13 protein-coding genes are annotated in these 14,796 nt (G+C 64.2%); 3 read left to right on the plus strand and 10 right to left on the minus strand.

Annotated elements, in window-relative coordinates:
- Positions 1-90: 90 nt before the first annotated feature.
- Together LPA45_RS07985 and LPA45_RS07990 are read right to left on the minus strand one after the other, a co-directional pair.
- Positions 91-513 carry a helix-turn-helix domain-containing protein gene (locus tag LPA45_RS07985; RefSeq protein WP_233528348.1) on the minus strand — a complete coding sequence of 141 codons (423 nt, stop codon included), beginning with the start codon at positions 511-513 and terminating at the stop codon, positions 91-93.
- A 69-nt stretch (positions 514-582) separates the two neighbouring features.
- A complete protein-coding gene (locus LPA45_RS07990; RefSeq protein ID WP_116322617.1) occupies positions 583-1,134 on the minus strand; it encodes a TetR/AcrR family transcriptional regulator in 552 nt (183 codons plus the stop codon).
- A gap of 339 nt (positions 1,135-1,473) precedes the next feature.
- Between LPA45_RS07990 and LPA45_RS07995 the strand changes: the two genes are divergently transcribed.
- Positions 1,474-2,841: an MFS transporter gene (locus LPA45_RS07995; RefSeq protein ID WP_116322618.1), complete on the plus strand. Its 1,368-nt coding sequence runs from the start codon at positions 1,474-1,476 to the stop codon at positions 2,839-2,841.
- A gap of 211 nt (positions 2,842-3,052) precedes the next feature.
- Here LPA45_RS07995 and LPA45_RS08000 read toward each other — a convergent pair whose 3' ends face one another.
- From LPA45_RS08000 to LPA45_RS08010, 3 genes are all read right to left on the minus strand, one after another.
- On the minus strand, positions 3,053-6,199 hold the full coding sequence (locus LPA45_RS08000) for an efflux RND transporter permease subunit (protein WP_116322619.1): 3,147 nt from the start codon (positions 6,197-6,199) through the stop codon (positions 3,053-3,055).
- On the minus strand, positions 6,196-7,323 hold the full coding sequence (locus LPA45_RS08005; RefSeq protein WP_116322620.1) for an efflux RND transporter periplasmic adaptor subunit: 1,128 nt from the start codon (positions 7,321-7,323) through the stop codon (positions 6,196-6,198). The genes LPA45_RS08000 and LPA45_RS08005 overlap by 4 nt, the downstream gene beginning before the upstream one ends.
- A 124-nt stretch (positions 7,324-7,447) precedes the next feature.
- Complete coding sequence (locus tag LPA45_RS08010; protein WP_116322621.1) at positions 7,448-8,065, minus strand: TetR/AcrR family transcriptional regulator; 618 nt, start codon at positions 8,063-8,065, stop codon at positions 7,448-7,450.
- A gap of 93 nt (positions 8,066-8,158) precedes the next feature.
- Between LPA45_RS08010 and LPA45_RS08015 the strand changes: the two genes are divergently transcribed.
- A complete protein-coding gene (locus LPA45_RS08015) occupies positions 8,159-9,637 on the plus strand; it encodes an efflux transporter outer membrane subunit (RefSeq protein WP_116322622.1) in 1,479 nt (492 codons plus the stop codon).
- 149 nt (positions 9,638-9,786) lie between these two features.
- On the opposite strand, the gene LPA45_RS08020 is transcribed toward LPA45_RS08015, so the two are convergent.
- From LPA45_RS08020 to sdhC, 4 genes are read right to left on the minus strand one after another with little or no spacing between them, the layout of a single operon-like run.
- The gene (locus tag LPA45_RS08020) at positions 9,787-10,488 is read right to left on the minus strand and encodes a succinate dehydrogenase iron-sulfur subunit (protein WP_011298473.1); all 702 of its coding nucleotides are present in this window, start codon (positions 10,486-10,488) and stop codon (positions 9,787-9,789) included.
- A gap of 34 nt (positions 10,489-10,522) precedes the next feature.
- Positions 10,523-12,301, minus strand: coding sequence for a succinate dehydrogenase flavoprotein subunit (gene sdhA / locus LPA45_RS08025; RefSeq protein ID WP_367394574.1), 1,779 nt, complete (start codon positions 12,299-12,301; stop codon positions 10,523-10,525).
- Between the two features lie 3 nt (positions 12,302-12,304).
- Positions 12,305-12,670: a succinate dehydrogenase, hydrophobic membrane anchor protein gene (gene sdhD / locus LPA45_RS08030; protein ID WP_116324062.1), complete on the minus strand. Its 366-nt coding sequence runs from the start codon at positions 12,668-12,670 to the stop codon at positions 12,305-12,307.
- 11 nt (positions 12,671-12,681) lie between these two features.
- The gene (sdhC, locus tag LPA45_RS08035; RefSeq protein WP_271815643.1) at positions 12,682-13,089 is read right to left on the minus strand and encodes a succinate dehydrogenase, cytochrome b556 subunit; all 408 of its coding nucleotides are present in this window, start codon (positions 13,087-13,089) and stop codon (positions 12,682-12,684) included.
- Positions 13,090-13,270: 181 nt separating this feature from the next.
- Here sdhC and LPA45_RS08040 point away from each other — a divergent pair, with 181 nt between their 5' ends.
- The gene (locus LPA45_RS08040; RefSeq protein WP_116323539.1) at positions 13,271-14,173 is read left to right on the plus strand and encodes a LysR family transcriptional regulator; all 903 of its coding nucleotides are present in this window, start codon (positions 13,271-13,273) and stop codon (positions 14,171-14,173) included.
- Here the strand turns inward: LPA45_RS08040 and LPA45_RS08045 are convergent.
- Positions 14,140-14,727, minus strand: a complete 588-nt coding sequence (locus LPA45_RS08045) for an HD domain-containing protein (protein WP_233528452.1) — start codon at positions 14,725-14,727, stop codon at positions 14,140-14,142. The genes LPA45_RS08040 and LPA45_RS08045 overlap by 34 nt on opposite strands.
- Positions 14,728-14,796 lie beyond the last annotated feature (69 nt).

Raw genomic sequence — 14,796 nt, forward strand, 5'->3', positions numbered from 1 at the left:
CGGGTCGCGATGTCGTCAGGCCTCCATATTAGCGCTAACGCACCGCCTGCCCCCGCGTCGCAGCGGGATGGCGCGGGCCGCAATGGGGAGCTACCGTACCTGGGCGTCGACAACCTCGATGTCGTCGAAGGCGATCGGCGAACCATCGGCGCGTGCCAGCGGTGGCGCTGCGATCTCAACGCCTGTTTGCTTGTCCACGAAGCGCTTGGCGCGCCGCTTCGGTTCCGCTACCCATCGTTCCGCCCACGCCTTGAGGCTCAGGTACGTCGGCAGGAAATCGCGTGCGCTCTCGGTCAGGAAGTACGCGCAACGTGTGCTGCCTTCAGGCTTCCTGCGTGCCAGCAGGCCATGATCGGTCATTGTCTGGAGCCTGGCGCTCAGGATGTTGGAAGCGATGCCGAGCCGGCGCTGGAACTCCTCGAATCGTGTCGACCCGTAATACGCCTCGCGCAGGATCAGGATGACCCAGCGTTCGCCCAGTACTGCCGATGCCTGTGCGACAGGACATGGCATCGGGAGGAATCCGGATTGGCTCATATCGGCGCAGGGGCTGGTGCAGGGGCCGGTGCAGGGGCGAGCGCCCTACAGGGAGGTCTGGAGTGCATCCAGGATTTCGCTGGACAGCGCTTCCGACCTGACGGAACGCGCCAGCACCATCCCGCCGACCATGGCCGACAGCGTGACGATGGCGTCCTTGCGCGCGGCCTCGTCATCGCCCCCTGCAATGGCTTCGATCAGTGCGGTCACGCGCGCCTCGAAGCGCTTGCGCGTCTTGGCGTCAAGGCGCGACACATCGGCGCCGAGTGCCGCGATGGCGCAACCCGATCCGGGATTGTCGCGGTGCTTCTTGTTCACATACGCCTGGACCACGGCTTGCTTGCGCTGCCGGGAAGAGGTTACCGACGTCGCCTCTTGCAGGAAATCCATGGTCTGGTCAAAGGCCGCGTCGACGGCCTCGGCAACCAGCGCATCCTTGGATTCGAAATGTGCGTAGAAGCCACCATGGGTGAGGCCGGCGCTTTTCATCAGCTGCGCAACGCCGATGCCGTTGACGCCGTGCTTGCGGAATTGCGTCGAGGCGGCCTTGACGATGTGCTTGTGGGTTTCAGCCTTCTGGTCGAGCGAGTAGCGCATGATCTGGAGCGAAGAATGACAGGGCGTGAGTGTCTGCAATATATAGCATTACGGTCATCATTGCATCGGGCGATTCCCGCAGGCTGCCGATTGCGCCAGGAAATGTGGCTGCCAATGGATGCGGGCCACCCCCTTCACTAGGGATAGCACCAAGGCAGCGGCAGGATGTTCGTCCTTGACCATGCCGGTCCGCCTGACTAGCATGTAGACGCTGGATACATCAGCGGGGCATTGCAGGAATCTGACGACGCGCGGCATGTGGAACGACATGGCCGCCGCGATCGTACGCCCATCTATATGACGATCATCATGGCATGACGGATAACGGAGACAAAGCACATGAAACCACAGCAATCCAGCTCGCCGGGGACGGTTGACGTCCAGGCGTTTATCGACAGCCAGAGATTCTCGCCTTACCAATGGATGGTCCTCATCGTCTGCTTCCTGGTGGTGGTGGCGGATGGCTTCGACACGGCCGCGATCGGCTATGTCGCGCCATCCCTGACCAGGGAGTGGGGCGTTTCCAAGCTGGCGATGGGCAATGTGCTGAGCGCTTCGCTGGTTGGCCTTGCACTCGGCGCGCTGATCGCCGGCCCCTTTGCGGACCGGTTCGGGCGCAAGCCCGTGCTGGTTGTATCGGTGGCCGTCTTCGGCCTGTTCAGCCTTGCCACCGCGTCGGCGGCGTCCGCCGTCGAGCTGTCCGGCTGGCGCTTCCTGACGGGCATGGGGCTGGGTGCCGCCATTCCCAACGCGACCACGCTGCTGGCCGAGTATGCGCCCGCCAGGCGCCGCGCGTTCCTGGTGAACAGCATGTTCTGCGGCTTTACGCTGGGTGCCGCCGGCGGTGGCTTCCTTGCCGCGGTCATGATTCCCGAGCTTGGCTGGCGCAGCGTCTTTATCGTCGGCGGCGTGGTGCCGCTGGTCCTTGCCGTCATGGTGCTTGCGCTGCCGGAATCGATCCGGTTCATGGTCCTGCGCGACTGGCCGGCGGAACGGATCAGGACGGTGCTGGGACGCATCGCAGGTTCCGCGCAGTTCCAGGCGTCCCGCTTTACCTTGCCCGATGACCAGGCCGACAGGCTGCGCTCGCCGCTCTGGCTGATCCTGTCGCAAAAGTATCGGATGGGAACGTTCATGCTCTGGACGACCTATTTCATGGGTGTCCTTGTCTTCTACCTGGTGACGAGCTGGATGCCGACCCTGGTCAACGAAACCGGCGCGACACCGGCTGAAGCCTCCCTGATCGCAGCCCTGTTCCCGCTGGGCGGCACGCTGGGCGCCATGGCGTGCGGCTGGCTGATGGACCGCATCAATCCGCATCGCGTCATCGGCCTGGCCTATTTCTTTGCGGCCGTATTCACGCTGGCAATGGGGCACGCGAGCAATGGGTCATACCTGACGATGCTGACGCCGGTCGCCGGGCTGTTCATGGGGGCGGGCCTGGTCTCGATGCCCGCGCTGGCCGCCTCGTTCTATCCAACGCAGGGCCGCGCCTGCGGCGTCGGCTGGATGCTCGGCATCGGGCGCTTTGGCGGCATCCTCGGCGCTGTCGCCGGTGGCACGCTGTTGCAGCTGGGCCTCGACATGAGCGCGATCCTGAGCATCCTCGCCGTGCCATCTCTTTTCGCAGCCATTGCTGTCGCCGCAAAGGGAATGGCGGCGGACGGGAAACCGTCGCAGCAAACGGCTGTTGCGAAAGAGGCATGACCCACCTGTTGGCCCCGGGGTGTTGACCCGGACATGAGCCTGCTCCGCCTGCCAGGGGGCAGCGGACGCGGGCTGCAGGACAGGCAAAATCCCGCCGGGAGATGCCGACGGATAGCATCGGCGCACGCGGGGTATCGTCACGCCGTAACGGCGTTGCGGCTTGACATGCAGGTTGGCCGCGGCCTCGCAAGGACGGTCGCGGCCACTCGCGTCATGTGGTGCTTGCAGGAGCGCCCGCGCCACTGTCGTTCAGATCCGTGGGGTGCTGCGTCACTGCAGGCTTGCCCGGATTGATCTCGTTCGCATCGGCAGGCACCCTGATCCGGTACCAGATCGCATACATCGCTGGCAGGAACACCAGGGTCAGCACCGTGCCGGCAAAGGTGCCGCCGATCAGCGTGTAGGCCAGCGTTCCCCAGAACACCGAATGCGTCAGCGGAATGAAGGCCAGGATCGCCGCCAGCGCGGTCAGGAGCACCGGCCGGGTACGTTGCACCGTCGCCTCGACGACCGCATCGAACGGCGCCATGCCGGCTTGCTTGTTCTGGTGGATCTGCCCGATCAGGATCAATGTGTTGCGCATCAGGATGCCGGACAGCGCGATCAGCCCGACCAGGGCGTTGATCCCGAACGGCTGCTGGAACAGCAGCAAGGTAGGGACCACACCGATCAAGCCCAGCGGGCTGGTGGCAAGCACCATCACCATGGCGGAGATCGAACGCACTTGCAGGATGACGATCAGCAAGGTCAGGGCCAGCATGATCGGGAACAGCGGCAGCAACGCCTTGGTGGCCTTGTCGGACTCCTCGATGGCGCCTGCCTGTTCGATCCGGTAGCTTGCCGGCAACCTGGCGACGATCGGCTGCAGTTGCTGCTGGATAGCCGCGGATACATCGGGCGGCTGCAGCCCCTCGGCGATATCGCCGCGTACCGTGATCGTCGGCGTACGGTCGCGGCGGCGCAGGATCGGATCTTCCATGCGCACATCGACGGTGCCTACCTGGGAGAGCGGAATCCGCTGTCCCGCCGCCCCGGTCAACGTGAAGCCGGAGATCTTTGCGGGATCCAGTCGGATGTCGCCGGCGGCGCGGGCAAGGACCTGTACCGAGCGGATGTCCTCCCGGACTTCGGTGACCGGCACGCCGTTAAGGAGCAGCTGCAATTGCTGCGCGACGCCGCTGGAAGTCAGGCCGACGGCCTGCAGACGATCCTGCTGCAGCGTGAAGTGCAGGGCGGGTGCTCGCGACCCCCAATCGGTATTGACGGTTCTCATCAGCGGGCTGGCGTCCATTACCTGGCGCACGTCCGCGGCAATGGCACGCAGCTTGTCCGGATCCGGCCCGGCGACGCGGAATGCGACCGGGAAGGGCGAGTAGGGACCGAACACCAGCTGGCTGACGCGCACGCGGGCCTCCGGCGCCAGCCCGTCGGCAATTGCCTGGCGCAAGCGGACCTTCAGCGCTTCACGTTCGTCCTGGCTCTCGGTCCGCACCACGATCTTCGCAAAGGAGGGGTCCGGCAACTCCGGCGCCATGGCGAGATAGAAGCGGGGCGCGCCCTGGCCGACGTAGGCCGTCACGATCTTCGCTTCCGGCTGCCTGGCGAGCCAGGCTTCGACCTTTGACGTGGCCGCGCTGGTCCCGCCGATGGCAGTGCCATAGGGCATCTGCACTTCGACCAGCACCTCGGGGCGATCGGAAGTCGGGAAGAATTGCTTCTTCACAATGCCCATGCCCAGCACCGACACCGCGAAGCCGCCCACCACGACCGCGGCCACGATCCACTTGCGCCGGATCACAAGCCCCAGCAGACGACGGAAGCGGTTGTAGTTGGGCGTGCCATAGATGGCGTCGTGACCACCTTTCGCCTTGCCGATCTCGGGCAGCAGCTTGACGCCAAGGTAAGGCGTAAAGGCAACGGCGACGATCCAGGACACGATCAGCGCAATGCCCACGATCCAGAACATGTTGCTGGTGTATTCGCCGGCCGTGGAGCGGGCAAAGCCGTTAGGCATGAAGCCCACCGCAGTGACCAGGGTGCCGGACAGCATCGGCGCGGCAGTATGGCTCCAGGCATAGGCCGAGGCGGCAATGCGGCTGTAGCCTTCCTCCATCCTGACCACCATCATTTCGATCGCGATGATGGCGTCGTCCACCAGCAGGCCCAGCGCCAGGATCAGCGCGCCCAGGGTAATGCGGTCGAAGCTCTTGCCTGTGGCCGCCATCACGACGAACACCGCGGCCAGCGTCAGCGGGACAGCCGCAGCCACGACGATGCCGACGCGCCAGCCCATGCTCAGGAAGCACACCACCAGCACCACCAGCAGCGCGACAAAGAACTTGACCATGAACTCATCGACCGATGCGCTGATGTTGACGGACTGGTCGGTCACCTTGGTGAGGCTTATGCCGAGCGGCAATGCTTCATTGATCGCCGACACCTCCGCATCCAGCGCCTTGCCCAGGTCCAGGCCGTTCCAGCCGTCTCGCATCACGACGCCCAGCAGCAACGCGGGTTCGCCGTTGTTGCGGACGAGGAAGGTCGCCGGATCTTCATAGCCACGTTCCACCGTGGCGACATCCGAAAGCTTGAGTGTGCGGCCCTGTGCCACCACCGGCGTGTCGCGGATCTTCTGCAGCTTGTCGAAGGCGCCGTCGAGGCGGATGAACACCTGGGGACCCGCGGTGTCGATCGAACCGGCGGGCGTGAGTGTGTTCTGGCTGTTCAGCGCCGCCAGGATGGCCTGCGGCGAGATGCCCAACGTCGCCAGGCGGTCATGGGAAAAGCTCACGAAAATGCGTTCGGACTGTTCCCCGATGATGTTCACCTTCTTCACGCCGGCGACGTGCAGGAGGCGCTGCCGCAGTGCTTCGGCATCGCGGACGAGCGCCCGCTGCGACTCGCCCCTGGCCTTCAACGCGAACAGCGCGAAGGTCACGTCCGAATATTCGTCGTTGACAATGGGGCCGATGACGCCGGCGGGCAGGGCGGCGGACTCATCCCGGATCTTCTTGCGGGCCTGGTAAAACTCTTCCTGGACCTCCGAAGGGGGGGTGCTGTCGAGCAGGGTTACTGTGGTGAATGCCAGGCCGGGGCGCGTGTAGGTCTCCGTGCGGTCGTACCAGCGCAATTCCTGCATGCGCTTTTCCACCCGTTCGGCCACCTGGTCCTGCATCTCCTGCGCCGTCGCGCCCGGCCAGGCCGTGATGACAGTCATGGTTTTCACCGTGAAGGCGGGATCTTCCGCGCGGCCCAGCTGGAAGAAGGCGATGACGCCTGCCACCGACACCAGGATGATCAGGAACAGCGTGACGGACCGCTCGCGGACCGCGAGTGCCGAAAGGTTGAAACCACTCATTGCAGCGCTCCTTCCCCGGAAGCCTGGGTAGCCTTGGTGCCAATGGCTGCGATCCGAACCTGGTCGCCTTCCCGCAGCAAGTGCGCGCCGAGCGCCACGATCCGGTCGCCGGCCCTGAGCTCACCCGCCACGCGCGCGGCATCGTCGTCCAGGCTGCGGACCTTCACCGGGCGCCAGGTGACGCGGTTGGATTTTCCGTTCAGCATCCACACACCCGGGCCTTTGCCCGGATCGAAGAGGGCGCCGATCGGCACCTGCAGGTCGGGTTGCGTGGCGGTGCGGCTGACTTCCGGGATCTGGACGATAACGGTGGCGCCGAGCGGGGCCTCGGCCAGCGCGCCTTCGAGCACGTACCTCGCTTCGTAGGTGCGGGTCTGCCGGTCCGCCGCGCTGGAAAGCTGCCTGAGTTTCGCCGGTACGGTCAGCGTGTCATTGCCGTAGAGCGTTGCCTCGCCAACGGAACCCACCGGCGGCAGCAGCGTTTCGGGCAGGTGGACGACGGCTTCGCGCCGGCCGGCATGCGCCACGCGCACCACCACCTGGCCGGCACTGACGACCTGCCCGGCATCGGCCAGTGTTTCCACGACAACGCCGTCGGCGTCGGCGACCAGGACCGCGTAGCCGGTTGCATTCCTCGCCACGTCGGCCTGGGCTTCCGCTGCTTTGAGCTGGGCCCTGGCCGACTCCGCCGCTGCCTTGATCTGGTCATAGGCCGAGGCCGATACCGCGCCGGTCCCGACCAGGTCGCGATACCGGGCTTCGTCCTCCGCCGTTTGCCTGGCCCGTGCCCGCGCGGCAACAACCGTCTCCTGCTGCGCATGCGCTGCCAGCTTCAGGTCGTTCGGATCGATGCGCATCAGCGGCTGGCCGCGCTTGACGGCCTGGCCCGTATCGACGAGCCGCTCAACGACTTTGCCCGCCACACGAAAGCCCAGATCGCCCTGGATTCTGGTGGCCACGATTCCCGTGAATGCACGAGTCGGGGTGGCCGGATCCTGGACGATTCCGACCCTGACCAGCGGAGGCTGGCTGCGGGGATCGGGTGCCGCGGGCTCGCCGCAAGCGGCTAGTACAAGTGGCAACACGCACGCGGCGGCGGATAAGGCGATTCGGTGCTGAAGCATAAGATCCTCTCGAGCGAGACTGAACCTGGATTATTGTTCTGGTGACTAATTTAGTCAATGGTCACAATGGCGCAAAACAAAAGCGGCGTCTGATGCGCCGCTTCCGGCAATGTTCAGTTCCTTCCTATGGAGCCAGGCTGCGCAGGATCAGGCTGGAAAGCTGGGCGTGAGCCTCCGCGGCGACATCGAGGTTGTGCTGCAGCAGCAACGGATCGATGTAGGGACGCATGACGAGGTAGATGCCGTTGGCGGTCTCGTCCAGCGGTGTCTTGCGCTCGAATTCCCCGGATTTGCGACCCTCCAGCACGATCCGCATGACGAGATTCCGAATGTGGTCCTCATAGGCGAGTACCGGCTGCCACCGCTCCTGCGCCGCCGCCGAGGCAATGGCGTAGAGCTTGCGGTCCTGGAAGAACAGGCGCACCCCGGCCTCGACGAGCGTCTTGAAAAGGCGCCGCAAGCGCTCGGAAGCGGTCGGGACCGCTGCAAGGGCCTCGTCGACCTCGCTTGTGATCGCGCCCAGGCAGTTGGCGCATATCACTTCACCGATCGCCTGCTTGGAATCGAAGAACTTGTAGATGTATGCCTTGGAGAAGCCGATTGCCTTGGCGAGGTCGGAAACCGTTGTCTTCTCGTAGCCGTAGAGGCTGAAGTGCTCGGTGGCAGCCTCAACGATCTGCGAGCGGACGTTGTGGTCCGCGGGGCCTCGGGACGGCAGGACAGGGGGTGTGGTTTCGATCATTCGGCCAGCTTACCGTGGCAGACGGTCATTGACAACTAGTGACCGTTTTATAATATAGTCACAGTTCCGATCGATCTTGAGTACCGCACATCCATGCCTTTTCCTCGCTATCTAACCCTGTTGCTGAGTGCCGGCGTCATGGCGGGTTGCGCAGTCGGCCCTGACTACAGAAAGCCGGATGCCCCGGTTTCGCAAAGCTACCTGGGACAGTCCGGTGTTGAACAAAGGCAGGCGCCGACGCCGGCGGAGCTGACGACGTGGTGGGAAGGATTCGGTGACCCGATGCTGACCCGCCTGGTGTCTGTGGCGTTGGCGCAGAACCTGGACCTGGCGCAGGCCTCAGCGCGCGTCACCCAGGCACGCGCGGGCCTCGGCGCGGCCAACGCGGCCTTGCTGCCTTCAGGCAGCGCCAGCGCGCAGGCGGCCAGGAGCTACCAGTCGATCGAGACGCCCGTCGGCAAGTTGCTGAATGCCACGCCGGGCTTTGACAGGTATGGCAACGCCTACGAGGCAAACCTCGGCGCCGGCTGGGAGCTGGACGTATTCGGCGGACTGCGCCGCGGGCGGGAAGCCGCCCTGGCGGAGTACCAGGCCTCCACAGCGGGTGCCTCCGCGACGCGCCTCGCCGTGGCCGCGCAAACGGCCGATCTCTACATCACCGTGCGTGGGTTGCAGGCCCGTCTCGGCATCGCCAGGCGGCAGATGGAGACCCAGCAGAAGCTGCTCTCGACGGTTCGCCTGCTGTTCAGCAAGGGGCTTGCAGCCGAACTGGAAGTCCGACAGGCCGAGGGGGCGCTGGCTCAGGTCAGCGCCACCATCCCGGTGCTGGAGACCGGGCTCGATGCCGCGTTGAACGCGCTGGACGTGATGCTCGCTGTCCCGCCGGGCACGTATCGCGCCGAACTGGCCGGTCCCGGTACGATTCCCGCCGCACCGCAACTCGCCGGCACGGGTTCGCCGGCGGACCTGCTGCGACGCAGGCCCGACCTCATCGTCGCGGAGCGCCGGCTGGCGGCGGCCAACGCACGCATCGGCGTAGCGATGGCGGAGTATTACCCCAAGTTCTCGATCAGTGCCCTGTTGGGCAGCGCCACGACCGTAGCCAGCGGCAACCTGTTTTCAGCGGGCGCGAGCCAGGCAGCGGGCGTGCTGGGCTTGCGCTGGCGCTTGTTTGATTTCGGCCGCATCAATGCACAGATCGAGCTGGCCCGAGGCCAGGAGGCTGAAGCTTTGGCGGCGTACCGGCAGGCCGTGCTGCGCGCGACCGAAGATGTCGAAAACGCCTTCTCCGCGCTGATCAATCGTGAAAGCCAGGCCGGCACACTGGCACAAGGCGAAGCCTCGCTCACGCAGGCGCGAAACGCCTCGCTAGCCGCCTACCAGAAGGGCGTCGTTCGCCTGATCGAAGTGCTGCTTGCTGACGAGAGCCTGCTGCGCACGTCTGATGCCAGGGCGCACGCACAGGCCGAATCGGCCCGCGCCGCGGTGGCGGCGTTCAAGGCGCTCGGCGGCGGGTGGGAGCCGGCAACGGGTGTGGCTGCGCTGGTCCCGGCGGGAAGCCAGATGAATTAACGACGTATGAACAAGCCATGGCATTACGGTCATCAGGGCGACCACGCGCGCTGGCTTTATACGGAATCGCCCACAAGGAACGCCATGGGCGACAGGAAGGGCGCGCCAGCGCATGGCTGGCGCCGCTTACTACAGTGACAGCCGCAGGATCAGACAGCGCGGCGGACCATCAGCTCCTTGATCTTGCCGATGGCCTTGGTCGGGTTCAGACCCTTGGGGCACACGTCGACGCAGTTCATGATGCTGTGGCAGCGGAACAGGCGGTACGGGTCGTTCAGGTTGTCCAGGCGCTCGCTGGTGGCCTGGTCACGGCTGTCCGCGATGAAGCGGTAAGCCTGCAGCAGGCCGGCGGGGCCGACGAACTTGTCCGGGTTCCACCAGAACGAGGGGCACGACGTCGAGCAGCTGGCGCAGAGAATGCACTCGTACAGGCCATCCAGCTCGTCGCGCTCTTCCGGCGACTGCAGGCGCTCTTTCTCGGGCGGCGGCTCGTCGTTGATCAGGAACGGCTTGATCGAGTTGTACTGCTTGAAGAAGTTCGTCATGTCGACGATCAGGTCGCGCACCACCGGCAGCCCGGGCAGCGGACGCAGCACGATGCGGTCCGGCAGCTCGCGCATGTTGGTCAGGCAGGCCAGGCCGTTCTTGCCGTTGATGTTCATCGCGTCCGAGCCGCACACGCCTTCGCGGCACGAGCGGCGGAACGAGATGGTCTCGTCCAGCTTCTTGAGCTTGACCAGCGCGTCCAGCAGCATGCGCTCGTGACCGTCCAGCTCGACCTCGTAGGTCTGCATGCGCGGTGCCGCATCCTTGTCCGGATCGTAGCGGTAGACTTCGAAAATACGCTTCATTTCTGTGGGTCCTGTTTTCTCTACGACGCGGTGCTCAGAAGGTACGGGCCTTCGGCGGCACGCTTTCCACCGTCAGCGGTTCCATCTTCACCGGCTTGTAGTCGAGGCGGTTGCCTTCGCTGTAGAACAGCGTGTGCTTGAGCCAGTTCTGGTCGTCGCGGTTCGGGAAGTCGCTGTGCGCGTGGGCACCGCGCGATTCCTTGCGGGCCGCCGCCGAGATCATGGTGGCCTTGGCCACTTCCACCAGGTTGGCCACTTCCAGGGCTTCCACCAGCGCGGTGTTGAAGACCTTGGACTTGTCCTTCAGGTGGATGTCGTTGGCGCGCTCGGACACTTCCAGGATGCGCTCGACGCCTTCGTCCATCAGCTTCTGCGTACGGAACACGCCGGCATGCGACTGCATGTTCTTGCGGATGTCGTTGGCGACGTCCTGCGTGTACTCGCCCGACGACGTGGCCTGCAGCTTGGCCAGGCGCGACAGCGCGAGGTCGGCGGCATCGGCCGGCAGCGGCTTGTGTTCCTTCTGCTTCAGGTTCTGCGCGATGATGTGGTTGCCGGCGGCACGGCCGAACACCACCAGGTCGAGCAGCGAGTTGGTGCCCAGGCGGTTGGCGCCGTGCACCGACACGCACGAGCATTCGCCGATCGCATAGAAACCGTTCAGGACTTCGTTCGGGTTGCCGTTCTTCGGCACCACGACCTGGCCGTGATAGTTCGTCGGGATACCGCCCATCTGGTAGTGGATGGTCGGGACCACGGGGATCGGTTCCTTGATCGCGTCGACGTTGGCGAACTTCATGCCGATTTCGCGGATCGACGGCAGTCGCTTCATGATGGTCTCGGCACCGACGTGGGTCAGGTCGAGCAGCACGTAGTCGCCGTTCGGGCCGCAGCCGCGGCCTTCCTTGATTTCCTGGTCCATCGAGCGCGAGACGAAGTCACGCGGCGCCAGGTCCTTCAGCGTCGGGGCATAGCGCTCCATGAAGCGTTCGCCGTCCTTGTTGCGCAGGATACCGCCTTCGCCGCGCACGCCTTCGGTGATCAGCACGCCCGCGCCGGCCACGCCGGTCGGGTGGAACTGCCAGAACTCCATGTCTTCCAGCGGCACGCCAGCGCGTGCGGCCATGCCCAGGCCATCACCGGTGTTGATGAAGGCGTTGGTGGAAGCGGCGTAGATACGGCCGGCACCGCCGGTCGCGAACAGCGTGGTCTTGGCTTCGAGGATGTAGACCTCGCCGGTTTCCATTTCCAGCGCGGTCACGCCCAGCACGTCGCCGTCCTGGTCGCGGATCAGGTCCAGCGCCATCCACTCGACGAAGAAGTGGGTCTTGGCGCGCACGTTGCGCTGGTACAGCGTGTGCAGCAGCGCGTGGCCGGTACGGTCAGCCGCGGCGCAGGCGCGCTGCACCGGCTTCTCGCCGTAGTTGGCGGTGTGGCCGCCGAACGGGCGCTGGTAGATGGTGCCGTCGGGGTTGCGGTCGAACGGCATGCCGAAGTGTTCGAGCTCGTACACGACCTTCGGGGCTTCACGGCACATGAACTCGATGGCGTCCTGGTCACCCAGCCAGTCCGAGCCCTTGATGGTGTCGTAGAAGTGATAGTGCCAGTTGTCTTCGCTCATGTTGCCCAGCGAGGCACCGATGCCGCCCTGCGCCGCCACGGTGTGCGAGCGGGTCGGAAACACCTTGGACAGCACGGCCACGTTCAGGCCGGCTTCCGCGAGCTGGAGGGATGCGCGCATCCCGGCGCCGCCAGCACCGACGATGACCACGTCAAAGCGGCGACGCGGCAATCCAGTCTTGACTGCGACCATTTATTACACCCTCCAGAGAATCTGAGCAGCGTAGCCCGCGCAACCGACGAGCCACAGAATCGTAAGTACTTGCAGCACGAGGCGCACCGCCATCGGCCTCACATAGTCCATCCAGATGTCGCGCACGCCGATCCAGGCGTGGTAGAGCAGCGACAGGATGGTCAGGAACGTGATGATCTTCATCCACTGGTTGGCGAAGAGCCCTGCCCACGCTTCGTACGAAGCGCCGTTCGACAGCAGGAAGGCAATGGCCAGGACCACGGTGAACACCACCATGATCACGGCCGTGACGCGTTGCGCGAGCCAGTCTTTCAGGCCGTAGTGGGCACCGACGACCAGACGCTTGGGACCGATATTGTTATTTGCCACCTTGATTCTCCTCAGAACAGGCCGAACAGCTTCAGGCCGAAAATCAGGGTAAGCAGCAGGCTGACAACCAGCACGCTGATGGCAGACTTAGCCGAAGCGGGCTTGGACACACCAACGTGCACATCCAGCAGCAGGAAGCGGATACCCGCGCAGAAATGATGCAGATACCCCCAGATCAGGGCCAGCACAACCAGCTTGACAAAGCCACCGGACAGCAGGGCCGAAAACTTTGCGAAGCTCAGTTCGGAGGTGATGCTCTGCTCGAACAGATACAGGACGAAGGGAAGGAGGAGGAACATCAAGGCACCGCTCACGCGATGCAGGATGGATACCTTGCCGGCCCAGGGCAACCGGTATTTCGCGATCTGCGAAATACCGATATTCCGGTATTCGGGCCTGGTGGATAGTTGCTTTTCCATGGGGCGCTGATTTCTTGTAGTGGGATGATTCGCCGCCTTTGCCTTGAACAACACGATTCGAACGCGGTCTTCGACACCGTGAAGCCCCGGCAAGGGGTGATACGCGCGTATTTTGGCCTTCCGCTGATATACTGTCCAATATCTATCGCATCTTTCTGATATATAGGACGGCAGATATCGCATGGAGCTGCGGCATATTCGCTACTTTCTCGCCGTCGCTGACGAGCGCAACGTAACGCGGGCAGCGGAAAAGCTCGGCATTGGCCAGCCGCCGCTCAGCCAGCAGATTCACGCGCTGGAGGAGGAGCTCGGTGTAAAGCTGTTTCGCCGGACCGGGCATGGCGTGGTCCTGACCGAAGCGGGCGAGGCGTTCGCAGCGGATGCCCGGCGAATACTCCATGACACGCGCGCGGCCGTAGAAAAGGCACAAAGCGCCGGACGGGGCGAGATCGGGCGCCTCAACATCGGATTTACCGGTTCTGCCGCGTTCAACCCCGTGGTCTCCAGGCTGATCCGCGCATATCGGCAGGATTACCCCAATGTTGTCCTGACCCTGGCGGAAGGCAACACCTCGCAACTCCTCTCCTATCTCAACGATGGCCGTGTCGATGTGGCGTTTGTCCGATTGAGCGGGCAGTCGCCGGCGGGGGTTCAACTGCAGCACATTGCCGTGGAGCCAATGAAGGTCGTGCTTCCCGCAACCCATCCTCTTGCGAAGCGGCGCCGGATATCCCTCGAAGCATTGGCGGAAGACCATTTTGTCCTGCTACCCCGCGAGGCGAGTCCGACCTTGCATGACGTCATTGTCGGCGCCTGCAAGCAGGCCGGTTTTGATCTCATCGCCGGGCAGGAAGCGCCGCAACTCTCTTCGGTTGTGAATCTCGTTGCAGCGGAGTTCGGCGTGTCCATCGTCCCTGCGTCTGTTTGCCAGATTCAGGTCGAGGGCGTTGTCTATAAGGACATCGTCGGCAGCCCGGTTTCCATCCGCCTGGCACTCGCGTCACGGATTGAGTCGACCCCTGCGAAAACGGCTAACTTCCTCGAAAAGGCTCAGGGATTCGGCGTCGGCGCCAACGCAGGCTGACCTGCATGATGTGGCTGGGACGTGAAGACACGCCTTACCATCGGCGCAAAGACTTCCAGCGGCAGGGTGTCATAGTGGGGATCGAACGAGTTTTGATCCCACTGTTCGCAGAAGCGTTCGGCCGATGCAAAGTACGGGTGCCCGCGAAACGCCTCGCGTGCGTGCCTGTCGCGACCAATATGGTGCCAGTAGTAGACCCCCTGGAAGACGCCATGGTGCCGGATGACCCAGTAAATCTCGTCCGAGACAAACGGCCGCAGAATCTCCGCCGCGACGGCTGAATGATTGTCCGGAGCCAGGACGTCACCGACATCATGCAGCAGCGCAGCAACGATCCATGCCTCGGATGCCCCATCACGACAGGCACGCGTCGCGGTCTGCAGGACATGCTCCAGGCGATTGACCTGGTAGCCGCCATCGTCGCTCGCCTGTGTTGACAAGATCTCCAGGATCCGATCGGGTAGCGCATGGCTGTATGCCTCGTCCCGGGCGGCCAGCATCTGGAACTCTTCGGCCGTGCCGGCCTTCATCTCGATGAAATTGACTTTTTCCACGTTTAACCAGAAATAGTAGAGGGTGCGTCAGTTCGGCACGGCCACGGGCAGTTGTCGGCAGCCGTGCCA

This window comes from Cupriavidus sp. Agwp_2 (assembly GCF_040784895.1).
Lineage (GTDB): Bacteria > Pseudomonadota > Gammaproteobacteria > Burkholderiales > Burkholderiaceae > Cupriavidus.